Origin of the sequence: Deinococcus terrestris, assembly GCF_009377345.1 — a bacterium.
In the GTDB taxonomy this organism is placed as follows: domain Bacteria; phylum Deinococcota; class Deinococci; order Deinococcales; family Deinococcaceae; genus Deinococcus; species Deinococcus terrestris.
The window spans coordinates 220,862-243,920 of sequence record NZ_WBSL01000001.1 but is presented as its reverse complement, the minus strand read 5'-3'; the positions used below and the strand labels follow the sequence as shown (position 1 = coordinate 243,920).

23 protein-coding genes and 1 tRNA gene are annotated in these 23,059 nt (G+C 70.4%); 9 read left to right on the top strand and 15 right to left on the bottom strand.

Translation table 11 applies throughout. The features are described 5' to 3' along the window. Positions 1-49: 49 nt before the first annotated feature. Both F8S09_RS01270 and F8S09_RS01265 read right to left on the bottom strand, forming a co-directional pair. Positions 50-505 carry a hypothetical protein gene (locus tag F8S09_RS01270; protein ID WP_152868266.1) on the bottom strand — a complete coding sequence of 152 codons (456 nt, stop codon included), beginning with the start codon at positions 503-505 and terminating at the stop codon, positions 50-52. Positions 506-670: 165 nt separating this feature from the next. Beyond that, on the bottom strand, positions 671-2,671 hold the full coding sequence (locus F8S09_RS01265; RefSeq protein WP_152868264.1) for a hypothetical protein: 2,001 nt from the start codon (positions 2,669-2,671) through the stop codon (positions 671-673). A gap of 90 nt (positions 2,672-2,761) precedes the next feature. On the opposite strand from F8S09_RS01265, the gene alr reads away from it, so the two are divergent. Next, positions 2,762-3,820: an alanine racemase gene (gene alr, locus F8S09_RS01260; protein WP_152868262.1), complete on the top strand. Its 1,059-nt coding sequence runs from the start codon at positions 2,762-2,764 to the stop codon at positions 3,818-3,820. A gap of 3 nt (positions 3,821-3,823) precedes the next feature. Here alr and fni read toward each other — a convergent pair whose 3' ends face one another. Further along, complete coding sequence (gene fni / locus F8S09_RS01255) at positions 3,824-4,846, bottom strand: type 2 isopentenyl-diphosphate Delta-isomerase (RefSeq protein WP_322618411.1); 1,023 nt, start codon at positions 4,844-4,846, stop codon at positions 3,824-3,826. A gap of 140 nt (positions 4,847-4,986) precedes the next feature. Here fni and F8S09_RS01250 point away from each other — a divergent pair. Continuing rightward, positions 4,987-5,063 (top strand) — tRNA-Met (locus tag F8S09_RS01250). Positions 5,064-5,144: 81 nt separating this feature from the next. On the opposite strand, the gene F8S09_RS01245 is transcribed toward F8S09_RS01250, so the two are convergent. The 6 genes from F8S09_RS01245 to F8S09_RS01220 all read right to left on the bottom strand — a co-directional run bounded on the left by F8S09_RS01245 (position 5,145) and on the right by F8S09_RS01220 (position 12,013). Beyond that, complete coding sequence (locus F8S09_RS01245) at positions 5,145-5,519, bottom strand: hypothetical protein (RefSeq protein ID WP_152868261.1); 375 nt, start codon at positions 5,517-5,519, stop codon at positions 5,145-5,147. Position 5,520: 1 nt separating this feature from the next. Continuing rightward, complete coding sequence (locus tag F8S09_RS01240; protein ID WP_152868259.1) at positions 5,521-6,585, bottom strand: butyrate kinase; 1,065 nt, start codon at positions 6,583-6,585, stop codon at positions 5,521-5,523. Between the two features lie 66 nt (positions 6,586-6,651). Beyond that, positions 6,652-7,800 (bottom strand): alpha/beta hydrolase, encoded by a 1,149-nt coding sequence (locus F8S09_RS01235; protein WP_152868257.1) that lies wholly within the window; start codon positions 7,798-7,800, stop codon positions 6,652-6,654. Between the two features lie 102 nt (positions 7,801-7,902). Beyond that, positions 7,903-8,466 (bottom strand): ribosome hibernation-promoting factor, HPF/YfiA family, encoded by a 564-nt coding sequence (hpf, locus tag F8S09_RS01230; protein ID WP_322618410.1) that lies wholly within the window; start codon positions 8,464-8,466, stop codon positions 7,903-7,905. A 465-nt stretch (positions 8,467-8,931) separates the two neighbouring features. Continuing rightward, a complete protein-coding gene (locus F8S09_RS01225) occupies positions 8,932-10,134 on the bottom strand; it encodes an acyl-CoA dehydrogenase family protein (protein ID WP_152868255.1) in 1,203 nt (400 codons plus the stop codon). Positions 10,135-10,336: 202 nt separating this feature from the next. Next, positions 10,337-12,013, bottom strand: coding sequence for an acyl-CoA carboxylase subunit beta (locus F8S09_RS01220; protein ID WP_152868253.1), 1,677 nt, complete (start codon positions 12,011-12,013; stop codon positions 10,337-10,339). Positions 12,014-12,101: 88 nt separating this feature from the next. On the opposite strand from F8S09_RS01220, the gene F8S09_RS01215 reads away from it, so the two are divergent. Both F8S09_RS01215 and F8S09_RS01210 read left to right on the top strand, forming a co-directional pair. Further along, positions 12,102-12,557 (top strand): hypothetical protein, encoded by a 456-nt coding sequence (locus F8S09_RS01215; protein ID WP_152868251.1) that lies wholly within the window; start codon positions 12,102-12,104, stop codon positions 12,555-12,557. Between the two features lie 33 nt (positions 12,558-12,590). Then, entirely contained in the window at positions 12,591-13,946 is a 1,356-nt protein-coding gene (locus tag F8S09_RS01210) for a cytochrome P450 (protein WP_152868249.1), read from the top strand. Between the two features lies 1 nt (position 13,947). On the opposite strand, the gene F8S09_RS01205 is transcribed toward F8S09_RS01210, so the two are convergent. From F8S09_RS01205 to F8S09_RS01180, 6 genes are all read right to left on the bottom strand, one after another. Then, entirely contained in the window at positions 13,948-14,172 is a 225-nt protein-coding gene (locus F8S09_RS01205) for a hypothetical protein (RefSeq protein WP_152868247.1), read from the bottom strand. 9 nt (positions 14,173-14,181) lie between these two features. Then, positions 14,182-15,042 (bottom strand): hypothetical protein, encoded by an 861-nt coding sequence (locus tag F8S09_RS01200; protein ID WP_152868245.1) that lies wholly within the window; start codon positions 15,040-15,042, stop codon positions 14,182-14,184. A 68-nt stretch (positions 15,043-15,110) separates the two neighbouring features. Continuing rightward, positions 15,111-15,740 carry a CoA transferase subunit B gene (locus F8S09_RS01195; protein ID WP_152868243.1) on the bottom strand — a complete coding sequence of 210 codons (630 nt, stop codon included), beginning with the start codon at positions 15,738-15,740 and terminating at the stop codon, positions 15,111-15,113. Next, positions 15,740-16,435 carry a CoA transferase subunit A gene (locus F8S09_RS01190; RefSeq protein ID WP_152868241.1) on the bottom strand — a complete coding sequence of 232 codons (696 nt, stop codon included), beginning with the start codon at positions 16,433-16,435 and terminating at the stop codon, positions 15,740-15,742. Before F8S09_RS01190 ends, F8S09_RS01195 begins: the two co-directional genes overlap by 1 nt. Positions 16,436-16,452: 17 nt before the next feature. After that, complete coding sequence (locus F8S09_RS01185) at positions 16,453-17,166, bottom strand: alpha/beta fold hydrolase (RefSeq protein ID WP_152868239.1); 714 nt, start codon at positions 17,164-17,166, stop codon at positions 16,453-16,455. Next, the gene (locus tag F8S09_RS01180) at positions 17,159-18,232 is read right to left on the bottom strand and encodes an alpha/beta fold hydrolase (protein ID WP_152868237.1); all 1,074 of its coding nucleotides are present in this window, start codon (positions 18,230-18,232) and stop codon (positions 17,159-17,161) included. Before F8S09_RS01180 ends, F8S09_RS01185 begins: the two co-directional genes overlap by 8 nt. Positions 18,233-18,340: 108 nt before the next feature. Between F8S09_RS01180 and F8S09_RS01175 the strand changes: the two genes are divergently transcribed. The 5 genes from F8S09_RS01175 (at position 18,341) to F8S09_RS01155 (ending at position 22,992) form a co-directional block, all read left to right on the top strand. Then, positions 18,341-19,501 (top strand): amino acid ABC transporter substrate-binding protein, encoded by a 1,161-nt coding sequence (locus tag F8S09_RS01175; protein ID WP_152868235.1) that lies wholly within the window; start codon positions 18,341-18,343, stop codon positions 19,499-19,501. Between the two features lie 128 nt (positions 19,502-19,629). Continuing rightward, positions 19,630-20,490: a branched-chain amino acid ABC transporter permease gene (locus tag F8S09_RS01170; protein WP_152868233.1), complete on the top strand. Its 861-nt coding sequence runs from the start codon at positions 19,630-19,632 to the stop codon at positions 20,488-20,490. After that, entirely contained in the window at positions 20,487-21,464 is a 978-nt protein-coding gene (locus F8S09_RS01165) for a branched-chain amino acid ABC transporter permease (protein ID WP_227978423.1), read from the top strand. Before F8S09_RS01170 ends, F8S09_RS01165 begins: the two co-directional genes overlap by 4 nt. Continuing rightward, on the top strand, positions 21,461-22,240 hold the full coding sequence (locus tag F8S09_RS01160) for an ABC transporter ATP-binding protein (protein WP_152868231.1): 780 nt from the start codon (positions 21,461-21,463) through the stop codon (positions 22,238-22,240). The genes F8S09_RS01165 and F8S09_RS01160 overlap by 4 nt, the downstream gene beginning before the upstream one ends. Next, positions 22,237-22,992 (top strand): ABC transporter ATP-binding protein, encoded by a 756-nt coding sequence (locus tag F8S09_RS01155; protein WP_152868229.1) that lies wholly within the window; start codon positions 22,237-22,239, stop codon positions 22,990-22,992. Before F8S09_RS01160 ends, F8S09_RS01155 begins: the two co-directional genes overlap by 4 nt. Positions 22,993-23,059 lie beyond the last annotated feature (67 nt).

The window sequence follows — 23,059 nt, the reverse complement described above, 5'->3', positions numbered from 1 at the left end:
AGGGGGCGAGGTGGACTGTTCCAGCCTCGCCCCCTCTCTGTGGTCCCCGCTACTCGTCCTGAACCGTCACGCGGGCATCCCGCAGCCACAGGACACGGCCCCGTGGGTCTTCCAGGCTGACCACGACCTGCACGCCCTCGCCCGCCGACAGCCTGCCCGCCGCCCCGCTCCCGCTGGTCTGGAGGCAGGGCCGCTCGCCGCAGCCCTGGCGGCTGGCCCGTGCCGCCGGGGCCGACCACATCCCTTCGCGGGTCACGACGTACACGCCCGTCACCGTGAGGGGGGGCAGAGCCTCGGCGCCGCGCTGCCCCTGAACCCGCACGCGCACCCGCAGTGTGTCGCCGCCGAGTTGTGGGGCGGCCTCGACCTTCAGGCGCTGGGTCCCGAGTTGCAGCGACGTGGGCGCCCCCAGCAGGTCCCCGGTGGTGGGGGCCGGGGGCGTGCCCAGCGTGCCGCAGGCTGTCAGAGCAGCCAGGACCGGGGCCAGAAACCACGCACGCTTCATGAGTTCATCTTAACCCAAAGTGGGTCCTGGGGGCGTGCCCTGTCACGATCCTCACGCCTCGCCGTCCGCCAGCGTCGGCCAACAGGGAGGGCATGCGGACCCTTTCTTCTCATCCGCGCGAGGGCAAGGGGCGCCCGCCGTCTCCGTTCTGGTTCACATCGCCTGTCACCAGGCCAGGTCCGGCGCCGTCACCACCGCGTCGGCGGGCTGGTCCGTGAGCAGGGTGTAGCTCACCGTGTAGGTACCCGGAATCACCCGCGCGAGCACGATGCTGTCGCCCTCGGCGCGGGCCGCCACCCCCGCGAGGCTAGGTCCCTGGACGGTCAGCGGCCCGCGCACCGCCGAGGTGCCCCCCTCGGCCACAGGCAGGGGGTCGATCAGGCGCATGTTCTCCAGGGTGCGGTCCACCGTGAGGGTCAGCGTGACGGCGTAGCCCTGGGGGGCGGCCTCCACAGTCTTGGCGAGGGTGGCCCGGCCGCCACCCTGCACGGTGCGCGTCACGTTGGCCCCGCCCGGATTGCGCACACGGGCCTGCCCGGTCGCCCGCAGGTCGAGGGGCTCGGCCACCGCCTCCGCCGTGTCCGTGCGGCACACCCGCACCGGGACCTTGAGGCGCAGGGGTTGCCCAGCCCCCACCTCGCCCGGCACCTCCAGCGGGTAGTCGCTGGCCCACCCGGCCGGGAGGTTCAGCCGCACGCGGGCGGGCAGGCGCTGGGGAAAGTCGGTCTTGAGGGTCGCGGTGAACTGGGTCACGTCGCAGGCATTCAGGACGTCGGGAGCGGTGACCAGCGTCAACTCGGTCCGGACCACGTATTCGAGGATCACCCGCGCGGTGCCGCCGTCCGCGACCCGGCCGGGAGCGGGCGCCGTGACCGTGCTGCCCGCCAGGGTGCCCGGCTTGACCGGGTACTCGCCCGGCGCGAGCGGCAGGGTGGCCGGGGCGGTCAGCGTCTGCCCCGCGACCTCAAAGGCCACGCCGCTGAGGGGAATGCGCTGGTCGCCGTACACCGCGACCGCCTCCACCGCGAGCTGGCCCTCGGGCGGGCGAGCCACGAAACGCACCTTGGTAAAGCCCGGCTGGTACCGAATCTCGGTGGGCGAGACGATGTTGCCGGTCCCCTGTACGATGCTGCCCCCCACCGGCAGGTAGCCCGGCGGCAGGCTGGGCCGCACCACCCGCTCACCGATCAGGGTGTAGCTCGCCCCCGGAATGGCCCGGCCCTGCGGATCCACGACCTCCACGAGAAGCTGGTTGTCCAGCCGCGCTCCGGTCGGCGGTGCGAAGCCCCCCACGCGGGCGGTGACGGCCTGGTTGCCCAACCGGAAGGAGTAGCGCACCGCGTTGGAATACTGCTTGGTGGTGGGCAGCACCCGGAGATAGACCTGCCACTCGCCCACCAGCTCCGGCGTGACCGTGAAGCGGTCGGTCGCGGCCTGCCCGTTGGCGCTGGGCGTGAGATTGACCCGCGCTCCGCCAGGCTGCACCACCCAGGTCTCGGCCTCCTGCGGGCCGTCTACGTCGTAGTTCAGCAGGCTGAGGGTCTGCCCCACCCAGGCCTGCGGCACGGTCAGCCGGGCGGCGAGCAGCGGCGTCTGCTCGGTGTCGCGGGCGTTGACGGAAAAGTCGCTCGTCTCCAGGCTGAACGGCTCGGCCACCCGCAGCGCGAAGGAGTTCTTGCCGTCGCCCCGGCTGCTCACCCGCAGCGTGTAGGTCCCGGCGGGCAGCCCCCCCGCATAGAGGCTGTCCCAGGTGTGCTCACGCCCCGCCGCGTACCGCCGCTCCACGACGGTGCCGCCGGGTCCCGTCAGGGTGAAGGTGCTCTCGAACGGCTCGTTTTTCTTGTACAGCTCGTCCCCGAAATAGCCCGCCCCCCGCCGCCCGTCCACGTAGTCCGCGAGGTTGAAGCCGGGGCTGTACGCTTCCAGGCCCAGCGGTTTCCCGGCGTCCCCCGGCGCGACCCGGATCACGTACGTTTCCTGTGCCTGCGGCCAGCGCTCGCCCACCGACACCAGCGGGAGGATGCCCCCGGTCGCACTCGGCCCCGGCGCGGCGGGGCTCGGCGGGGCCGGGGTGGGGGCGGTCTGGGTGGGTGTGGTCTGGGCGGCGGCGGACACGGCGAGGAGCAGGGTGGAGAGCAGGAGGGCGGCCGTGGGGAGGCGGGGCATGAAGGCAGAATAAAGGGCCGAGGGCGGGGGTGGATAAGGCAGGTGGGCCGGGAAGCGGGGGCGGGTCGAAACCCGCTAGCATGCGCGGTGATGCAGTCCCGCGCCGTGGCCCTGATGTCCGAATCTGCCCTCGCGGGCAACCTCACGGCCCTCGCGCGGCGAGCGGGGGTGCCGCTGCTGCTGCCCGTCAAGGCGAACGCTTACGGGCACGGCCTGGCCGAGGTCGTGGCGGTGGCCGCCCGGCACCCCGACGTGTGGGGATTCGCGGTCGCGGTGCCGCAGGAGGCCGCCGCCCTCGCGGACCTCGCCCCCGGCAAGCCCATCCTGCTGCTGACCCCCCCCACCCCGGAGGAGGTCCGGCCCCTCGCGGACCTCGGCGTGCGCCTGCCCGTCGCCTCGCTCGCCCAGGCTGAGGCCCTGCCCGACCACGCCCGCGCTCACCTCAAGGTGGATACCGGGATGAACCGCCTGGGCGCGAGGCCGGAGGAGGCGGTGGAGATCGGCCGCCGCCTCGCCGAGCGGGGGTTGCTGGAGGGCGCCTACACCCACTTTGCCACCGCCGACGAACCGGACCTCTCCTTCGCGCACGAGCAGCTTGCCCGGTTCGCATCGGTGCTTGCTGCCCTGCCCCCGGTCCTCGCGCACGCGGCGAACGGGGGCGGAGTGCTGAGTTTCGGGCCGCTCCCCGGTATGGGGCTGGCCCGGCCCGGCCTCGCCGCCTACGGCTACGCGCCGCCCCACCTGCGGGACCGGGCGCCGCTGACCCCGGTGATGACCCTGCGGGCGCGGGTGACGCACGTGCACACCGCCCACGCGGGCGAGAGCGTGAGCTACGGCGGGCTGTGGCGGGCCAGCCGCGAGACCACCGTGGCGACCGTCGGCGTGGGCTACGCGGACGGCTACCCCCGCAATGCTACCGGGCACGCCGAGGTCCTCGTCGCGGGCGAACGCCGCCCGGTCCTGGGCCGCATCTGCATGGACCAGATGATGGTGGACGTGACCGGGCTGCCCGTGCGGGTGGGCGACTGGGTGGAGGTCTGGGGCGCGGGCGAGATCACGGTTTCGGACGTGGCGACGTGGGGCGGCACCATCGAATACGAGGTGCTGACCGGCGTAGGGGCACGGGTGGAGCGCCGCGCCGCGCCGTAGGGGTCAGTCCAGGAACACGGCCGTTCCCTGCGCCGCCTCCACGCTGGCATACCCGCCCACGAACAGGGCGACCCGCAGCTCGTGGATGAAGCCCGCCAGCCACGCCTCGGCCGCCTCCGCGCTCTCCAGCGCAGGCTCCAGCAGGGGGCGGGCCACTGCGACGACCTGTGCTCCCAGCGCGAGAGCGCGGGCCGCGTCCAGGCCGGTGCGGATGCCGCCGGACGCGATCAGCGGCGTGCCGGGCGCCTCCCGCCGGGCCTCCCGCAGCGCCCGCGCGGTGGGCACCCCCAGCTCACACAGCTCCGGCGAGCGCACTTCCCCGAAGCGCACGAGCTGCTCGACCCGTGCCCAACTCGTGCCCCCCGCCCCGGCCACGTCGTAGGCGGCGAATCCGGCGCCCCGCACTGCCCGAATCGTCGCCGCGTCCAGCCCGTGCCCGACCTCCTTGAGCACCACAGGGAAGGGCAAAGAGGGCACCACCTCTGTCAGCCGGGCCGCCAGCCCTGCCCAGCGGGTATCGCCCCCCGCCTGCATCGCCTCCTGCAAGGGGTTGAGGTGAATGGCGAGGGCATCAGCGCCTACCTCGCGGACGGCCCGGATGGCCTCGGCGGCGCCGTAGCCCAGCCCGAACTGCGCCGCCCCCAGATTGCCGACCAGCAGGATGTCGGGCGCCACGTCCCGCACCTGAAAGCTGACGGCCGCTTCCGGCCGCTCCAGCATCACCCGCTGCGAGCCCAGCATCATCCCCAGGCCCAGCCGCGAGGCCGCCCGCGCCAGATTTCGATTGATCGTCCCCGCCCTCTCCGCCCCGCCCGTCATCGCGCCGATCAGGACGGGGGCGGCGAGCGGGCGACCCAGGAAGGACGTGCCCAGGTCCACCCCCCCCAGGTCCAGCTCCGGCAGCGCCCGGTAGGGCCACGGCACCGCCGTAAGGCCGGTGGACACCCCCGCGTACTGGCTCTCGGGGCGCAGGCAGGCGTCGAGGTGGCGCAGCTTGCGCGTCTGGATGTCCCCGCTCTCGGTCACCCGGCCAGCCTACCCGTCGGGGCTGGCCGGGAACGGTCGGGGCGCCCACACGTGTTGACCTCCACGCCTTGACACATTGGCGGGTCGGCGCTACTATTCCTGAGCGCCGGAAGAACCGAGGTTCCGAAGGAGGCAGATGACGCAGGGTAGAGCAGTCTGGTAGCTCGTCGGGCTCATAACCCGGAGGTCACAGGTTCAAATCCTGTCCCTGCAACCAAAGAAGAAGGCCCCCACTTCGGTGGGGGTTGTTCGTTGTTGGATGGGCGCCCGCGAGGTGTCCCTCTCCCCCCCACCCGCCTTAGCGCATCCGGTCGCGCACTTCCTGCAAGGTGTCCTCGAAGGCGTCGTCGAACACGTCCTCCAGCACGCGGTCGCGGATCAGTTCGTCTTGCAGGGTGGTGGTCTGCTCGCGGGTCCAGCGCACCCGGACCTCGCGGGCGGTGCTGACGTTGCCCTGCCCGGCGACGAAGTGGGCAGCGTGGCGCAGGGCGTCTCCGGGATCGTCGGTGGGCGCCACCACGCGCAGGTTGCGCAGGCCGCCCCGGTCGTTGACGAGCGAGCAGGTCACCTCGATGCGCTGGCCCCGGCGGGCCAGGAACACCTGATCCACCCGCCACATGCTTGTGGCGCGGATAGGCTCGGGGGCTGAACGGAGGGGACGCCGACGGGCCATCTCAGGCGGGCGCCCCCGCGTGGGGCGGGGTCCATTCGCGCGGCGTCTCCAGGCCCAGCAGCACCCGGCCCACGCCCTCCGCAAGGGCTTCGAGTTCCAGTTCGCCGGGCACCACGATCACGGGGGCAATCCAGCTCAACCGGCGCTCGATGCGGTCCACCAGGGCCTCCCAGCGGGCCACCCCGCCCGTCAGCGCCAGCGCGTCGGGCCGGGCGGAGAGCGCCCCGCACTGCTCGCCCACCGCCTTGCACGCCTGATGCACGAGGGCCGAGGCCGCCGCCTGCACAGCGGGGTCCTCCCCCGCGCGGGCTTCGAGGTCGCGCAGGTTGGCGCTCCCCGTCAGGGCCAGGAAGCCGCTGCCCGACGCGAGCCGGGCCAGCACCTCGTCGGGGCGGTGACCCTCGGCCAGCCGCAGCAGCGCGGGGGCGGGGAGGGGTCCGGCCTGCTGCGCCCCGATCGGCCCGCCGCCCGCCCCGCTCCCGGTGGTGTCCACCGCGCGGCCCCGGTCAAAGGCAGTCACGCTCGTCGTGGCCCCCAGATGCGCGACGACCACCCGCGCGTCTTGCAGGCGCAGCCCGACCTCATGGGCGGCGCGGCGGGCCACCACGCGGGCATTGAGGGCATGAAAACGCGGCTCGCGGGTCACGCCGGGCACGCCTGTCTCGCGGGCCTCGGGGAGGAGCTCATTGACACTCTGGGGGTCCACCACGTAGGCAGGCACCCCCCGCGCCTGCCCCAGCCGCAGCGCCAGCGCCGCCCCCAGTCCGTCGCGGCCCGGCTCGGCGGCGTAGGCGGCCAGCGAGGGCGTCACCCGGTAGGTGCCCGCCGCCACCGCCCCCAGCCAGCCGCCGCGTCCCACCACCGCGTCGGGGGTGGACCAGCCCGCCGTGGCGTCCAGAATGGCGGTCATCAACTCCTGGGGGGTGTGCCCGGCGGCCAAGGGCACCTCGGCCCGCTCCAGGCTCAGGCGCAGTTGTCCCGGCAGGGCCGGGTTGTCGCTGGGCGAGATGGCCGCGCACGCGAGCTTGACGCTGCTGGTTCCGGGGTTGACCACGTGCGCGATCATGAACACCCCAGCCTAGCAGATGCCCCGGCCTGCCGCCGGGACGGCCAGGGGTCGCTGCAGGTCCGCTCAGGGCTGGAGGCCGACCGGGGAGGCAGGGAGGCGGGCGTCCGGCGGCGTCAGCAGGTACCGGCGCTGCTCAGCCACGATCTGCCGCAGCGCCGGGGCCGCCTCGCGGCTGAGGTACGGGAAGTTCACGAAGCCGTGCGGCATGGAGGGGTATTCGGTGAGCACGACCGGGACCCCGGCCGCCCGCAGAGCCTCGGCGTAGCGAATCCCCTCGTCGCGCAGCGCGTCGTATCCGGCGACCTGCACCAGCGCGGGTGGGAGCCCGGTGTGGTCCGGGGCCAGCAGGGGCGAGAGCCGCCAGTCGTCCTTCGGCGTGCCCTCCGGGACGTAGAAACGCTGATAGGCCTCCATCTCAGCGGCATTCAGCAGAATCTGATGGGCGTGCCTTCGCCGCGATTCCGTCTCGCGGGTGAGGTCGGTGGCCGGATAGATCAGCGCCTGGTGACTGATGGCTGGTCCACCCCGCTCCCGCGCGAGCAGGCACATCACGGCCGCGAGGTTGCCGCCCGCGCTCTCCCCCATCACCCCGGTGCGCCCCCCGGCACCCAGGGCCGCCCCGTTCGCTGCGCTCCAGGTCAGGGCCGCGAAACAGTCCTCTACGGCGGCCGGAAACGGGTGGGCCGGGGCGAGGCGGTAGTCCACCGACACCACCACCGCGCCCAGGTCCGCCGCCACCGTGCTGCACATCCAGTCACCCATCTCCAGGCTGCCCTGGACCCACCCGCCCCCATGAAAGGCCACCACCAGCGGCCTGCCGGGAGCGGCCGGGCCACCCGGCGTATAGACGCGCACAGGAATCTTCCCATCTGACCCCGGAATCGTCCGGTCTTCCCGCCGCACGCCGCGCCGGGGCCATCCGGTCAGGCCCCGCACGAGTGGCCCGGTGTGGGGGATGCGGCTCGCCTGAATCGCCTGCTCGGCCGTCATCTCGGCCACCGAGGGGATGGGGGCCTGGCGCAGCCACTCCCCGACACGCCTCATGCGTGGGTCGAGGGGAATGGCTGCTCTCTCCGGCGGGGCGTCCGTCTCCCGGCGGGCGCGGCGAAGGGACCGGGAGGCGACGGTCCCCAGCAGGACCAGCGCTCCTGCGACCAGCAAAAAGCGCCGGGCGTGGCGCGGGCGGGACCGGCTTCGGGGGGAAGGTGTCATGCGGCTCCTTTCAGGTCAGGTCAGGCAAAGGGGGCAACCTGTGGCAAAGGGGAGGGGAGGGAGACCCCCTGGACGATCACCCTCCCCCCGACTTGCCCGGCCTCAGCTCGGCTCGATCAGCCCGTAGTGCCCGTCGCGGCGGCGGTAGACCACGCCGACGCCCTGCGAGTCCATGTTGCGGAAGACGTAGAAGTCGTGGCCCAGCGCCTCCATCTGGGTGATGGCGTCCTCGGGGCTCATGGGGCGCACGTCGAAGCGCTTGGTGCGGACGATCTCGGGGCGGAACTCGGTCACGTCGTCGAGCCCCGCGTCCACGTCGGCCTCGGCCAGCCCCGGCTCGGGCAGGGGGGCGGCGTCCTGGCGGTGCTTCATGTAACGGGTCTTGAACTTGCGGAGCTGGCGCTCCAGCACGTCGCTGGCGCGGTCGATGGCCGCGTACATGTCGGCGTGGTGTTCCTCGGCGCGGACGATGCCGCCCGGCACGTTGAGCTGCACTTCCACGCGGTTGCGCCGTCCGGCGTCCCGCACGTCGCGGACCGTCAGGACCACGCGGGCGTCGGTAATCTGGTCACTGAAGCGGTCCAGGCGCGTCAGTTTCTCCTCCACGTAATCGCGCATCGCATCGGTAACCTCCACGTTCCGGCCGGACAACTCGTAGATATGCACAGACGTTCACCTCGTTTCGGTTCTCCGGAAGGGGAATCGGCCTTCCGGGCACCCGCACTCTAGGCCAGCCGTCAGGTATCCGTCAGGCGAGGAGATTACAGCCGCGCCCCGCCGGGTGGGATATGGTGAGGGGGTGAGCCGCCCACCGCCGCGGAACAACAAAACGCCCACCCGCGAGGGGTGGACGGGATGCGGCGAAACCAAGGCCAATCAGCGGCGATCGCGCACGCGGACCGGAACGGGCACCGGCTGGGGCTGCGGCGCACCCTTCAGCGCCTCGCGCAGCCAGTCGATAAATTCACGCAGGCCCTTCATGGCAAGAGTCTAGAGGCTCAGGCCGGGGACAGATGCGCCCCCGCTTACGATACCCCCATTGCGGAAAACTTCACCGGGGACGGCCAAACACCTCATGGACAAGGCCCCGGAGAGCGACTTCTCTGGGGCCGGTGACCATGAACCGCGTTCTTACTCGGCGAACCGCTTCAGCACGTCGCGGCTGATGACCAGGCGCTGCACCTCGTCGGTGCCTTCCCCGATGCGGGTGAGGCGGTTGTCGCGCCAGTAGCGCTCGACCGGGTACTCCTTGATGTAGCCGTAGCCGCCCAGCATCTGGATCGCCTCGTCGCAGGCCTCGACGCCCACGGTCGTGGCGAACAGCTTGGCGCGGGCGACGGGCACGGTGAAGTTCATGCCCGCGTCCTTGAGGTCGGCGGCCTTGCGGATCAGCAACCGGGCCGCTTCCAGCTTGGTGTCCATATCCGCGAGGCGGAAGGCGATGTCCTGGTTGTGCGAGATGGGCTTGCCGAACTGCTCGCGCCCGGCGGTGTAGCGGGCGGCGTACTCATAGGCGGCGCGGCCCAGCCCCAGCCCCATCGCGGCGATGCCCACGCGCCCGCCGTCGAGCACCTTCATCACGTCCTTGAAGGCGTTGCCGCGCTCGCCCAGCAGCGCGTCGGCGGGAAGGTGGATATCCTCGAAGATGAGCTGCGCGGTGTCGCTGCTTCTGAGGCCCAGCTTGTCCTCCTTGCGCCCGATGGAAAAGCCCTGCACCTCGTCGCGGTTGAAGACGAAGGCGGAGATGCCGTCGTTCTTGCCCTTGCCGGGGCGCGGCGCGTCGGTGCGGGCCAGGATCACGTAGGTGCCGCCCACGCTGCCCTGGGTGATGAAGTTCTTGGAGCCGTTGAGAATCCACGAGCCGTCGGGCTGTTCCTTGGCGTTGGACACCATGCCGCCGCTGTCCGAGCCGCTGCCGGGTTCGGTCAGGCCCCAGGCCCCCAGCTTCTTGGCGGAGGCGAGGTCGGGCAGGAATTTCTGCTTTTGCGCCTCGGTCCCGCCGATCAGGATGTGGCCCTGGCACAGCGAGTTGTGCGAGGCGACGGTCAGGCACAGCGAGCCGTCCACCGCCGCGATCTCCTCGATGATCATGGCGAAGGTGGCCGTATCCAGGCCCGAGCCGCCGTATTCCTCAGGCGTCTGGGCGCCCATGATGCCCATCTCGCCGAGTTCCTTGACGATCTCGAACGGAAACTCGCCGGTCTGGTCGCGCTCGGCGGCGCCGGGTTCCACGCGGGTCTTCAGGAAGCTCTTGAGCGCGGAGACGATGGTGCGCTGGTCGTCGTTGAGGGGCGCGGTGTTGGGGTTGGCGGGACGGTCGAGGGTGCTGGTCATGGTGGAAACCTCCGGGAGAGGGGACGATGGCTTCTTTTGCTCCTCCCCCTTCAGGGGGGAGGCTGGGAGGGGGTGGGCCGTCACGTCCTCCGACGGGCTCGGAAGGGGTGGCAAAACGTCTTGCCGACGTTGGAGATGGTCACACGCCCCCTCACCCCTTGCTTCGCAAGGCCCTCTCCCACGGGGGGAGAGGGAGAACTGTTCAAACCTGAAACACACCCACTTTGAACTCTTCTTGCACTGGATTCTGGGCGCAGGCTTCCAGAGCGCGGATCAGGCGGTCACGGGTGTCGTTCGGCTCGATGATCTCGTCCACCCACAGGCGGGCGGCGGCGTATCGGGGGTCAAGTTCGGTGTCGTATTTGGCCTTCACGTCGTCGTAGAGGCGCTGCAACTCCTCATCGTCGGGTTCATGGCCGCTGCGCTTGAGGGCCGCGAGCTGAATGTCGAGCAGCGTCTTGGCCGCCGCGTTGCCGCTCATCACGGCGTACTTGGCGCTGGGCCACGCGAAGAGGAAGCGCGGCGCGTACGCCTTGCCGTTCATCGCGTAGTTCCCAGCCCCGAAGGACCCGCCCGTGATGATGGTGATCTTGGGAACGACGGAGTTGGACACCGCGTTCACCAGCTTCGCGCCCCGGCGGATGATGCCCTCCTGTTCACTGTCGCGGCCCACCATGAAGCCGGTCACGTCCGAGAGGAACACCAGCGGCACGCCCGCCTGGTTCGCGTCCAGAATGAAGCGGGCCGCCTTGTCCGCCGAGTCGCCGTAGATCACGCCGCCGACCTCGATGCGGGTGCGGATGCCGGGTTCGCCACCCGACTTGAGCTTCTTCTTGATGACGGTGCGCTGGTTGGCGACAAAGCCGACCGGGAAGCCGCCCACCCGCGCAAAGCCGCACACCAGCGTCTCGCCGTACTCCGGCTTGAACTCGTGGAACTCGCCGCCGTCCACGACCGACGTGATCAAGTCGCGCACGTCGTAAGTCTTGGAGCCGTCAAAACCCACCAGTTCGGTGAGGTCGCGCTCCGGGGCGGGCACGGCTTCCTTGCGGCGGCGGGCGAAGGGGGCCGGATCGCCCTGCGCGTACAGGTCGGCGAGGGCGCGGATGCGGGCCAGCGCCGCGTCGTCGTCGGGTTCCTTGTAGTCCACCGTTCCGGCAATGGAGGCGTGCATGTCCGCCCCGCCGAGTTCCTCGGAATCCACGACCTGCCCGATGGCCGCCTTCACGAGCGCGGGTCCGGCAAGGTAGAGGCCCGAGCCCTCGGTCATGATCAGCGTGTCGCACATGACGGGCAGGTACGCGCCCCCCGCCACGCAGTTGCCCATGATCGCGGCGATCTGCGGAATCCCCTTGGCACTCATGCGGGCGTTGAGGTAAAAGACCCGTCCAAAGTCGTCCTGATCGGGGAAAATCTCGTCCTGCATGGGCAGGTACACTCCCGCCGAGTCCACGAGGTAGACGACGGGGAGGTGGTTCTCGAAGGCGATGGTCTGCGCCCGAATCACCTTCTTGGCGGTGATGGGAAAGAACGCGCCCGCCTTCACGGTGGCGTCGTTGGCGATGATCATCCAGGGGCGGCCCTGAATCGTGCCGATGCCGGTGACGGTGCCGCCGCTGGGGCAGCCGCCGACCTCCTCGTACATGCCGTATCCGGCGAAGGTCATCAGTTCGTCGAAGGGCGTCCCCTCGTCCACCAGGCGGGCGATGCGTTCGCGGGCGGTCAGGCGGTTCTTGTCGTGCTGGCGCTGCTGGGCCTTGGGACCGCCGCCCGCCCGGACCTGCTGCTGATCGGCGGCGAGGCGGGCGAGGGCCTCGGCCCAGGCCCCCTGCGGGGTGGACGGCGGCGGCGCCGGGGCGCGGGTGTCTGGTTGGGTCATCTGCCCCGCCAGTCTAACAAACGGCCGTTTGGGGTGGAGAGGTGGGCACCGCCGCTGCTCCTAGCCTTCCCGCTAAGCTGGACAGAGGATGCGCGTGGGCCTGCCGCTGGTGCTGCTGGGAAGCCTCGGGGTGTTCGTGGGTTGTACCCCGGCCCCCAGCCTGCCTCCCCTGCCTCCCGTCGTCCTGCCGACGCCCGACGAATTGTATTTTGGAACTGCGACGGGCAGCTTGGATACGGCCGCCTGGACGAGGGTGTTTGACCATCTCAAGCCCCGGCACCCGCGCCTGAGACTGAAGTTCTATCTGCTGCCCAGGGGGACGCGCGTGGATTCCCTCAAGGCGCACTACGACGCCCATCTTCTGCCGGAAGGCTGGGGGGAGGTGAGAGAGCTGCCGACCCTGCCGAGCCGAGGGTCCTGGGCGTTCGGGTATCGGAAGGGAAAGTACGTGTTCGCGGTCGTGGGCCTGAACGAGCGGTACGTGCAGGAAGACCGGGTGCCCATGAATGTGCTGACCGATCTGCCGGACCCCCCGGCACGCTGAGTTCCTGGGCCTGAGGCCGTGAGATCATGGGCCATGACCGCCACCCTCTCCCGCCCCGCCGGTCTCCGGCCCCACCCCGTCCTGGGGCACCTGCCTGAGCTGCGGCGCGACGCCCTGGGCTTCTTACGCCATGCGCGGGCCGCCTACGGGGACGTATTTCCCATCCGGTTTGGCCGTAATGAGGTGCTGGTGGTGGCCGAGCCCGCCGCCGCCCGCGAGGTGCTGGTCACGAAGGCCGCGAGCTTTCGCAAGGGGCGCGGTATTCAGAAGATGGAGCCGTTTCTGGGCACGGGTCTCCTGACTGCCGAGGGCGAGACGTGGCGCTTGCACCGCCGCCTGATGCAGCCCGCCTTTCACCGCGCGGCACTGGAGGGCATGGCCGGGGACATCGTGGGGGCGGCGGCGCCGCTGCTGGCCCGGCTGGAGGGGGCAGCCCGCTCCGGGGAGGAAGTGGACGTGGGCTCCGAGATGCTGCACGTGGCGCTGCGGGCCGTGGCCGCCGTGCTGTTCGGCACCGGGCTGGACGACCGCGAGCTGGCGGTGGTGGAGAGGGAGCTGCCGCCGCTGCTGGACCGGACCTCGGCCCGCATCCGCTCGCTGGTGGAATGGGACCTGCCCACCCCCGCCCGCCGCCGCGAGCAGGCCGCAGGCGAGGCGCTGGACGCCATCGTTGACCGCATCATCCGCGAGCGCCGGGCCTCCGGGGAGGGGGGCGGGGACTTGCTGGGGATGCTGCTGGCCGCACGGGACGAGGACGGCGGGGGCGGCCTGACTGACGCCGAGCTGCGCGACGAGGTGATGACCCTCTTCCTGGCCGGGCACGAGACGACCGCGACGCTGCTGACCTTCCTGCTCCTGAGCCTGTCGCGCCATCCCGAGGTCCGCGCGGAGGTCCAGGCCGAGGTGCGGGCGGCGCTGGGAGACCACACCCCCACCGCCGCCGACCTGCGTGGGCTGCCTCTGCTGAACGCCTGCATTCAGGAGACGCTGCGCCTCTACCCCCCGGCATGGCTGGTGCCCCGGCAGGCGACGGCCCCCGTGACGGTCGCAGGAGTGGAAGTGCCCGAGGGCGGCAATGTCAGCGTGAACATCTTCCTGATTCAGCGCCATGCCCGCTTCTGGCCGCAACCGGACGCCTTTCGCCCCGAGCGCTGGCTGGAGGGGGGCCGCACGCCCGAGGCGTTCCTGCCCTTCGGCGCGGGGGCGCGGATGTGCATCGGCAACCACCTCGCGCTGATGGAGGCGGGGCTGATCGCGGCGCTGGTGCTGCGCGACTTTGATCTGGAGGTGCCGGGGGGTGGGCCGACCGGACTCGTCGCGGGCGTGACCCTCAAGCCGGACGGGGCGGTGCGGGGCCAGGTGCGGGCGGCGTCAGCGGTTCAGGAGTAGGTCAGGCGCGGTCCAGTTCTCGCCCCAGCCACCACAGGGCCGCGCCGGAGAGGACCAGACCGAGCCCGGCGAGCCCAGCCACTCCCAGGGCCTCCTCGCGCTGAATCGGCAACTCGGAGGCGAAGGGGCTGAAGGCCAGAAGAAGGCCCGCCAGCACGCCGAAGGAGCACACTACCACCGCCAGAACGGACAACCGGGAGAGGAGGCGCAACGAGGCCGGGGGCATGGGCAGAGGTTACCGCTTCAATGCCCGTTCCAACTCGGGCGGCAGTTCGGGCAGGAAGGGAAAGACTACCCAGCCGGGGTAAAGGTAGGGGTAATGCTTCGTCATCTCCGAATATGGCGTCTCCGTCCGCGCCCAGGGCGTGAGCTTGCGGTGATCTCCCGGCGTGAAGACAGCGGCGTAGGCGTCCATCCCCGGCTGCACTGGTCCAGTCAGGTGGACGACGAGCAGCGGCGCACTCGCCCGGAATGAGAGGGGACGCGGGCGGCCCTGCGCGTCCTGAAAGCAGCGCGTGACGCTGGAGCGCACGTCATCCACCACGAAGTCGTCGGGCAGTTCGGCACGGTCGGGGATCAGGCCAGGTTGCGCCGCCCACAATCGCTTCCCGACCGTGCCGTAGGTGAAGCCGCCCCCATAGTCCATCCACGGGTCGGCCTGGAGTCCCCGGCAGTCCACCCGCACAGCGGGAAAGAAAGCGAAGAGGAGGATTCCTGCCATCCACAGCCAGGGCGCAAGCGGTGTGGTAAGGGCGAGGCGCAAGGCAACCCCTACACGGCGGCGAAATACCCCCAGCCCTACGAGTGCCAGCAGCAGCAGCCCGGCAATCAGCGGCGCGGCGACCAGCGTTTCACTGTTTCCAGCGAGGATGGGAACGGCGATCACTCCCAGAACCAGCCCCACTCCCAGTCCCAGCGTCAGCAACAGTGTGAAAAAGGCGATCACGCCCCGGTCCTGCCGCACGGCGTAGGCGAACGCCGCCGCGCCTATCAACACCACCAGCAGCACGATCTCCTCCGGGACACCGTACAGCAGCCACCCCAGCAGGTAGCCCAGCGGCAGGGCCAGCAGGGTCAGGACGGCGGCGCGGTTCACACCCGGCAGCATAGGCAAGGGAGAGGCCGGACGCCTCCGCAGAAGCGCCCGGCCCACTCCCCTCTCCCCTACTCCTGAATCGCCGCGCCCGTCTTGGCCCGCAGCTCGTCCAGCGTGACGCCGGGAGCGAGTTCCACCAGCCGTAACCCCTCCGGCGTCACGTCCAGCACGCCCAGATCGGTGATGATGCGGTCCACCACGCCCTGACCCGTCAGCGGCAGGGTGCAGTCGGGCAGAATCTTGTGCGCGTCCCCCTTGGCGACGTGTTCCATCAGCACGACCACGCGCTGCACGCCCGCCACGAGGTCCATCGCGCCGCCCATCCCCTTGACCATCTTGCCGGGAATCATCCAGTTGGCGAGATCACCCTTTTCACTGACCTGCATCGCCCCCAGGATAGCGAGGTTGACGTGCCCGCCCCGGATCATGGCGAAGGAGTCGGCGCTGGAAAAGAAACTCGCGCCGGGCAGCGCCGTCACTGTCTGCTTGCCCGCGTTGATCAGGTCGGGGTCCACCTCATCCTCGGTGGGAAAAGGGCCGATGCCCAGCAGCCCGTTTTCCGACTGCAGCATCACGGAGACGCCTTCGGGGATGTGGTTGGCGACCAGCGTGGGCAGGCCGATGCCGAGGTTCACGTAGTAGCCATCTTGCAGTTCGCGGGCGGCGCGGGCCGCCATCTCGTCACGGGTCCAGGGCATCAGTTCCTCACCGTCCGCTGCTCGATGCGCTTTTCCGGGGTGGCGTTCAGCACCACGCGCTGCACGTAGATGCCGGGGGTGTCGATCTCATCGGGGTCGAGCTGTCCGACCTCCACGATCTCCTCCACCTCGGCCACGGTCACGCGGCCACAGGTGGCGGCCATCGGGTTAAAGTTCTGCGCCGTCTTGCGGTAGACGAGGTTCCCGGATTTGTCTGCCTTCCACGCCTTGACAAGCGCGAGGTCGGCCCGGATGCCGCGCTCCAGGATGTACGTCTCGCCGTCAAAGTCCTTGTGTTCCTTACCGTCGGCGACGACGGTGCCCACGCCCGTCTTCGTGTAGAAGCCGGGAATGCCCGCGCCCCCGGCCCGCATCCGCTCGGCGAGGGTGCCCTGGGGGGTGAACTCCAGTTCCAGCTCGCCCGCGAGGTACTGGCGCTCGAATTCCTTGTTCTCGCCCACGTAGGAGGAGATCATCTTGCGAATCTGGCGGGTCTGAAGCAGCAGCCCCAGGCCCCAGCCGTCCACGCCCGCGTTGTTGCTCACGGCGGTGAGGCCACGGGCGCCGCTGTCGCGCAGCGCGAGGATGAGTTGCTCGGGAATCCCGCAGAGGCCGAAGCCCCCCACGGCGACGGTCTGGCCGTCCGCGACCACATCTTGCAGCGCCTCACGGGCGCTCGGATACACCTTGTTCATGTCGGCTCCAGACTAATTCAGGACAGCTTGTCGAGGAACGGTTGCAGCAGGGCGCGGAAGGCGGCGGGGTCCTCCTGCGGAAAGCCGTGGCCGACGTCGGGCAGGAGGGTCGCCTCCGTGCCCAGCGCCGCCGCCTGCGCCCGCACCAGCTCCGGGGTAATCAGGCTGTCCAGCTCGCCGCCCAGCACGAGGACGGGCAGCCCGGCGAGGCGCCCCGGCTCTACGCTCCACGCGGCCAGGGCGCGGGCATTGCCGCTGTAGTGTCCCGGCGCCATCTGGCCCGCGTGCTCCAGCAGTGTGCCGAAGTTGTCGGGGCGGCGCGACGGGAAGAGCGCCCCCAGACTCATCTCGCGCAACCCCGCATTGTCGCGCAGCAGCTCCAGCACGGGGTAATTCTCCTCGGGAGTCACCAGGCCAGACAGCGGAGCCGACGCCGCCAGAATCAACCCGGCGTAGGCATCTAGGCGACGGGCCGCCGCTTCCAGCACCACCGCTCCCCCCAGCGAGTGCCCCAGCAGCACCGAGCGAGTGATGCCCTGCGCGGTCAGCCAGTGTTCCAGCCAGTCGGCGTAGGCAGCGATGCCGACCTCGCCTTCATGAGCCGTCCCCGCGAAGCCGGGGAGGTCGGGGGCGAGGACGCGCCAGCCCTGGGGTGGAGCAGCGAGGAGGTCCGCCCACCACGCGGAGGAGGCGAAATTGCCGTGCAACGCGACGAGCGTGCGCTCAGGCATGGGGTACCTCCCCCGCGCCCGCGAGGTCGGGGAGCGGCAGGGCGGCGGGCAGGGTGTCGTCCAATAGGCACCGGAGTAGGCCCGCGAAGGGGGCCGTCTCCTGCACGCAGCCCAGGTGCCCCCAGGCCGAGTCGTACTCGAAGTGGGTGTGCGCCACGCCCGCCGCCCGGCCCGCCTCGGCAAAGGCCCGCATCTCGTGGGCGGGGAAGAACTGGTCGCCCCGGAGGTTCACGGTCAGCAGCCGCAGCCCGGCGTCCCGCCAGCGGGCGAACAGCTCGGGGCGGGGGGCCACGTCGTGCAGGTCGTGCGTCTGCACCACCCTCGCGATATCGAGGATGTGCGCGAGGCTGGCCGTGCCCGAGCGCGAACGCAGGTACTCGCCGAAGTCGGCCTCCCGGAAAGTCTCCTCCAGCCCGTCCGACCCCATGCCGAAAAAGGAGATCAGGCGCAAGGCCCCCTCCAGCCCGCCGGTCGGGGCCACGTCGCGCAGCAGCGGCCCGAAGGCCCCGCGCAGCACCGGCCCCGCGCAGGGGCTGGTCGCCACCGCCGCCACGCGGGGAGCGAGGTCCGGCGTGCGGGCGGCCCACTGGAGGGCCTGCATCCCCCCGAAGCTGGGGCCGATGACCGCGTGCCAGCGCTCCAGGCGGAGCTGCCGCAGCAGTTCAAGCTGAAGCGCGTGCAGGTCCGCGAAGTCCCAGGCCGGAAACCGGCTGCCCCAGGGCTGACCGTCGGGGTGCGGGGTGTCGGGGCCAGTCGTCACGACGGCCGGGTCGTGGACCTGCACATTGGAGAGCGTGTTCAGCGCCACCACGAAATAGCGGTCCGTGTCTACCGCCCGCCCCGGCCCGATCAGGGGCGCCCACCAGCCGGGCGTGCCGTCTGCGGCCTCGCCCGCCGCCTGCGCGGTGCCCGTGTAGTAGTGGCAAACCAGCACGGCGTTATCCCGCGCCTCCGTGGGCTGGCCCCAGGTGCGCCCACCCAGCCGCACCGGGACCCTGACCCCCCCCAGCGCGGCGTCCACCTCCAACGTGAACGCCGCGCCCTCCCTGTCCTCACCTTGTCGCATGTCGCCTCCGAGGGTAGGGGGGGCACGTTACGGGGCGGTCACACCCCCGGCCCCGGCTTCCCGGCTGTAACGCGGACGTGACGCTCCTGCCCTACACTCACTCCGAACATGAAAAAGATGCTTCTGACGGGCGTACTGCTCGCGCTGTCCGGCGCGGGCGCGGTCAAAGTGGGCGCACTCCTTCCCCTCTCGGGAGCGGGGAGCGTGTCGGGGCAGGCGGCCCGCAACGGCTACCTGCTGGCGCTGGAGGAGATCAACAAGGCGGGCGGCGTGCTGGGGCGGCCCCTGGAACTGGAATTCGCCGACGACGGCTCCTCCCCGGCCAAGGCGGTGCCCGAGTTCGTCAAGCTGGTCACGGTCGAGAAGGTGGACTTCATGGTGGGCGGGGTCAGCAGCGCTACCTCCATCGCCGTGTCGGGTCCGGCCAAGCAGTACAACACCTTCATGGCCTGGATCGGCGCGGCGGCGGTGCCCGTGGAGGACGCCTTCGCGGACCACAGGTACTTCTTCCACTACCACCCCTGGAGCTACTACAACTTCGAGGCGATCCTCGACTACTTCAAGCACCTGCGCGTGACCAAGAAGGCCCGCAACATCGCCATTGCCTACGAGGACGGCCCCTTCGGGTCGGCGGGCATCAACGACACCGTGGCGGCCTTTAAGAAGGCGGGCTTCAACGTCGTCATGACCGAAAAGTTCAAGACGGGCAGCGGCAACTTCGGGCCGATCATCTCCAAGGCCAAGGCCGCCAAGCCCGACATCTTCTACTGGGTGGGCTACGACACCGACGCCCTGCCGCTGGCGACCGAGATCAAGCAGCAGAACCTGAACGTGGGCCTGATCTACGGCACGCCTCCCTCGTGGCCCGTCGGCTTCGAGAAAAACCGCCTGGCCGACAACGTGGCGGGCCTGAGCCTGTGGCTGCCGACCAGCCCCAACAGCCAGAGCCGCGCCTTTGTCAACGCCTACCGCAAGAAGTTCGGCAACGTGACCGAGGAGTACTTCGCGCCGCTGGCCTACGTGAACCTCAAGACGCTCGCCGCCGCCATCAACAAGGCGGGCAGCACCGACAAGGACAAGGTGGCCGCCGCCCTCGCCGCGACGAACACCCAGACCCCCTTCGGCCCGCTGACCTTTACCAAGAGCAACAAGACCCGCTATCAGGGCTTTAAGGCCGGAAGCTGGCTGAGCTTCCAGTACCTCGGCGACGACCGCGCACCCGTCTACCCGCTGAAGTTCGCCAAGAAGACGACGGTCTGGGGCAAGTGAGCCTGACGGGGCCGGTGGTTGGCCCTCTGACCTAGAGCCCGGCCACCGACTCCCCCGCCAGGGCCGCCCGCCACCACCGGGGCGGCTCCCCTTTTGCCCCCCTTTTCCCTCTCCCCTACGGAGCCTGTATGGAACTCTTTTTACAAACCCTGCTCAACGGCCTGCTGCAAAGCGGCATCTACGCGCTCGTCGCGTCGGGGCTGGCGCTGGCGGTCGGCGTGGTGGGCATCGTGAACTTCGCGCACGGCGAGTTCCTGATGATCGGGGCCTTTCTCGCCTGGGCGCTGAGCGCCTACCTGGGCGTGGACCCCCTGATCTCGCTGCCCTTTGCCGCGCTCGCCGTTTTCGGTGTCGGTGCGCTGACCTACCGGGTCAGCATCCGGCACGTGCTGCTGGCCCCCGAACTCAACCAGATGCTCCTGACCTTCGGGCTGGGCATCCTGCTGCAAAACCTCGCGCTGATCTGGCTGGGGGGTAACACCCGCACGGTGACGACGGGCTACCAGGGCAGCAGCCTCTCCATCGGGGACCTCAGCGTGGGCGGTCCCAAGGCCATCGCCTTCGGGCTGGCGGTGCTGATTCTGGGGGCACTGTACGCGGTGCTCTACCGCACCACCCTGGGCCGCCAGATGCGGGCGGTGGCGCAGAATCGCCGGGGCTCGCAACTGATCGGCATCAACGTGGACCGGGTGTACCTGATCGCCTTCGGGGTGAGCTGTGCGCTGGCGGCGGTCGCGGGCGTGCTCGTCGCCGTGCTGCTGTTCGCCTCGCCGTCGGTGGGGCTGGTCTTCGCGCTCAAGGCCTTTGCGATCATCGTGATGGCGGGGCTGGGCAACCTGACCGGCGTGCTGTGGGCATCGGTGGTGCTGGGCGTCTCGGAGGCGCTGGTGCAGACCTACGTGCCGGGCGGCGGCGGCTGGAGTGACGCGGTGTTCTTCCTCTTGATCTTCGCCACGCTGGTCTACCGCTCGTACCGGGGGGCCAGATGAGCCGGGCGATGGACGGGGGCCGGGCGGTCGTGCGCCGTCCCGACGTGCCGCTGCGTTCGCTGCTGCCGCTGGCCCTCTTTTTCCTGCTCGCGCTGGTGTTCCCGTTCCTGCCGCTGGGCGAGCGGGCCGAGTACCTGCTTCAGATCGCCTTCTTCACGCTGGTCGCCGGGGTGCTCGCGCTGTCGTGGGACATCCTGGCGCGGAGTGGGCAGGTCAGCCTCGCGCACGCCGCCTTTTACGGGCTGGGAGCCTACGGCTTCGCGCTGCTGAGCAAGGCGCTGCCCTGGTTCCTGGCGATGCCGGTCGCCGCACTGCTCGCCGGGCTGGTCTCGCTGATTCTGGGCGCGGTGACCATGCGCCTGAGCGGGATGTATTTCGCCATCGCCACCCTCGCCTTCACCGAGGTCGTGCGGACGATCATCCAGAACCTGCCCGAAGCCACGGCAGGCGGCGCGAACGGGTTGCTGGTTCCGGCGCTGCTGGGCGGGAACGCGCGGGCACAGTATTTCCTGGCGTTCGGCATCCTGCTGTTCACGGCGCTGGTCAGCCTCGCCATCCGGCGCTCGCGGCTGCACCACGCCTTCGCCGCGATCCGGCAGGGCGAGGAAACCGCGCGGGTGCTGGGGGTCAGCATCGTGAAGTACAAGCTGCTGGCCTTTTTCATCTCGTCGTTCCTGGCGGCGCTGGGCGGCGTGCTGTACGCGGGCAAGACCTTTTTCATCAACCCGCTGGAAACCTTCAGCCTCGCCAACTCCATCGCGCCGCTTACGACTTCCATCTTCGGGGGGCTGTACACCACGCTGGGGCCGATCCTGGGGGCGACGGTGCTGCGCGTGGCCGAGGAAATCCTGCACAACTACATCAAGACCGGGTACCTGGTGGTCTACGGGCTGGTGCTGATGCTGAGCATCCTGTGGCTGCCGCGCGGGTTGATGGGGCTGTTCAAGCGGGGCAAGCACGGGGGGGACGTATGACAGCAGTCGCCAGTCACCAGTCGCCAGTCCCCAGCCGGGCGGACGAGGTGCTGCGGGCCGAGGGGCTCAGCAAGAGGTTCGGCGGCCTCCTCGCCGTGCAGAACGTCAGTTTCAGCCAGTACGACGGCGAGATTCTGGCGGTGATCGGGCCGAACGGGGCGGGCAAGACCACGCTGCTGAACCTGCTCTCGGGGGTGTACCGGCCCACGTCGGGGCGGCTGCACCTGCTGGGGCGGGACGTGAGCCAGGAGCCGATGGAGGCGCGGTGCCACGCGGGGCTGGGCCGGGCCTTTCAGATCGTGCGGCCCTTTCCCGAGATGACCGTCCACGAGAACGTGACGGTGGGAGCACTGTTCGGCAAGCGCGGCGTGACGCTGGGGCAGGCGCGGGAGCGGGCCTACGACCTGCTGGAGCGCACCGGCCTCGCCGCCCACGCCGACAAGGAGGCCCACGAGCTGACCCTGCTGCAAGACAAGCGGCTGGAGGTCGCCCGTGCCCTCGCCACCGGGCCGCGCGTGCTGCTGCTGGACGAGGTGATGGCCGGGCTGCGGCCGGGGGAGGCGCAGGAGGCGGTGCAACTCGTCCGCAGCGTGCGGGACAGTGGGGTCAGCGTGCTGTTTATTGAACACATCATGCCGGTGGTGCGCGACCTGGCCGACCGGGTGGTCGTGATGGATCAGGGGCAGGTGCTCGCGGAGGGCACCTACCGCGAAGTTACGGCCAACCCGCAGGTGGTCGCGGCGTACCTAGGAACGGAAGAGGGGCTGCACGCATGACGGCGACACAGACAAACCCGGCCGCCAGCCGCACCCAGGGACAGGATCTCGTGATCGAGAACCTCGCCGCCGGATACGGCAAGGTGCAGGTGCTGTGGGACGTGAGCCTGCGGGTGGCGCCCGGCGAGTTCGTCGCCATGATCGGGGCGAACGGGGCAGGCAAGACGACCACGCTGCGGGCGGTGAGCGGCGTCGTGAAACCCTCGGCGGGGCGCATCACGCTGGGGGGGCGGGACATCACCCGCGCCACGCCCTCGCAGATCGTGGGACTAGGGCTGGGGCATGTCCCTGAAGGCCGCGAACTCTTCCCGCTGATGACGGTTCGCGAGAACCTCGAACTCGGCGCGGCGATGCGCCCGGAGGCGCGGGCGGTGCAGGCGCAGACGCTGACGCACGTCTACGAGCTGTTCCCCCGTCTCAGCGAGCGGGCGGGGCAGCTTGCCGGAACGCTCTCGGGCGGCGAGCAGCAGATGGTCGCGGTGGGCCGGGCGCTGATGAGCCGCCCCAGCGTGCTGGTCGTGGACGAGCCCAGTCTGGGCCTCTCGCCGCTGATGACCCAGACCGTCTTCGGGGCGCTCAAGGCCGTCAACGAGCAGGGCGTGACGGTCCTGCTGGTGGAGCAGAACGTGGGCCTGAGCCTCAAGCTCGCGCACCGGGCCTACGTGCTGGAAAACGGGCAGGTCGTGAAGGAGGGCAGTGGGGCCGAGTTGCTCGCGGACCCAGGGGTGCGGGAAGCGTATCTGGCGCTGTAGCCAGGGCAGGAGCGCGGGGCGTGAGGGAAAGCTGATTTCCTCCACGCCCCGCGCTCCTGCCTTTTCG

Coding starts and splice junctions, on each gene's coding strand:
- F8S09_RS01180 (WP_152868237.1), bottom strand. CDS start 18,232: ATGCGACAAGGTGAGGACAGGGAGGGCGCGGCGTTCACGTTGGAGGTG.
- F8S09_RS01245 (WP_152868261.1), bottom strand. CDS start 5,519: ATGGCCCGTCGGCGTCCCCTCCGTTCAGCCCCCGAGCCTATCCGCGCC.
- F8S09_RS01210 (WP_152868249.1), top strand. CDS start 12,591: ATGACCGCCACCCTCTCCCGCCCCGCCGGTCTCCGGCCCCACCCCGTC.
- F8S09_RS01225 (WP_152868255.1), bottom strand. CDS start 10,134: ATGACCAGCACCCTCGACCGTCCCGCCAACCCCAACACCGCGCCCCTC.
- F8S09_RS01240 (WP_152868259.1), bottom strand. CDS start 6,585: ATGATCGCGCACGTGGTCAACCCCGGAACCAGCAGCGTCAAGCTCGCG.
- F8S09_RS01235 (WP_152868257.1), bottom strand. CDS start 7,800: ATGACACCTTCCCCCCGAAGCCGGTCCCGCCCGCGCCACGCCCGGCGC.
- F8S09_RS01160 (WP_152868231.1), top strand. CDS start 21,461: ATGACAGCAGTCGCCAGTCACCAGTCGCCAGTCCCCAGCCGGGCGGAC.
- F8S09_RS01165 (WP_227978423.1), top strand. CDS start 20,487: ATGAGCCGGGCGATGGACGGGGGCCGGGCGGTCGTGCGCCGTCCCGAC.
- F8S09_RS01155 (WP_152868229.1), top strand. CDS start 22,237: ATGACGGCGACACAGACAAACCCGGCCGCCAGCCGCACCCAGGGACAG.
- F8S09_RS01190 (WP_152868241.1), bottom strand. CDS start 16,435: ATGAACAAGGTGTATCCGAGCGCCCGTGAGGCGCTGCAAGATGTGGTC.
- F8S09_RS01215 (WP_152868251.1), top strand. CDS start 12,102: ATGCGCGTGGGCCTGCCGCTGGTGCTGCTGGGAAGCCTCGGGGTGTTC.
- F8S09_RS01185 (WP_152868239.1), bottom strand. CDS start 17,166: ATGCCTGAGCGCACGCTCGTCGCGTTGCACGGCAATTTCGCCTCCTCC.
- F8S09_RS01270 (WP_152868266.1), bottom strand. CDS start 505: ATGAAGCGTGCGTGGTTTCTGGCCCCGGTCCTGGCTGCTCTGACAGCC.
- F8S09_RS01265 (WP_152868264.1), bottom strand. CDS start 2,671: ATGCCCCGCCTCCCCACGGCCGCCCTCCTGCTCTCCACCCTGCTCCTC.
- alr (WP_152868262.1), top strand. CDS start 2,762: ATGCAGTCCCGCGCCGTGGCCCTGATGTCCGAATCTGCCCTCGCGGGC.
- F8S09_RS01220 (WP_152868253.1), bottom strand. CDS start 12,013: ATGACCCAACCAGACACCCGCGCCCCGGCGCCGCCGCCGTCCACCCCG.
- F8S09_RS01195 (WP_152868243.1), bottom strand. CDS start 15,740: ATGCCCTGGACCCGTGACGAGATGGCGGCCCGCGCCGCCCGCGAACTG.
- F8S09_RS01205 (WP_152868247.1), bottom strand. CDS start 14,172: ATGCCCCCGGCCTCGTTGCGCCTCCTCTCCCGGTTGTCCGTTCTGGCG.
- F8S09_RS01175 (WP_152868235.1), top strand. CDS start 18,341: ATGAAAAAGATGCTTCTGACGGGCGTACTGCTCGCGCTGTCCGGCGCG.
- F8S09_RS01170 (WP_152868233.1), top strand. CDS start 19,630: ATGGAACTCTTTTTACAAACCCTGCTCAACGGCCTGCTGCAAAGCGGC.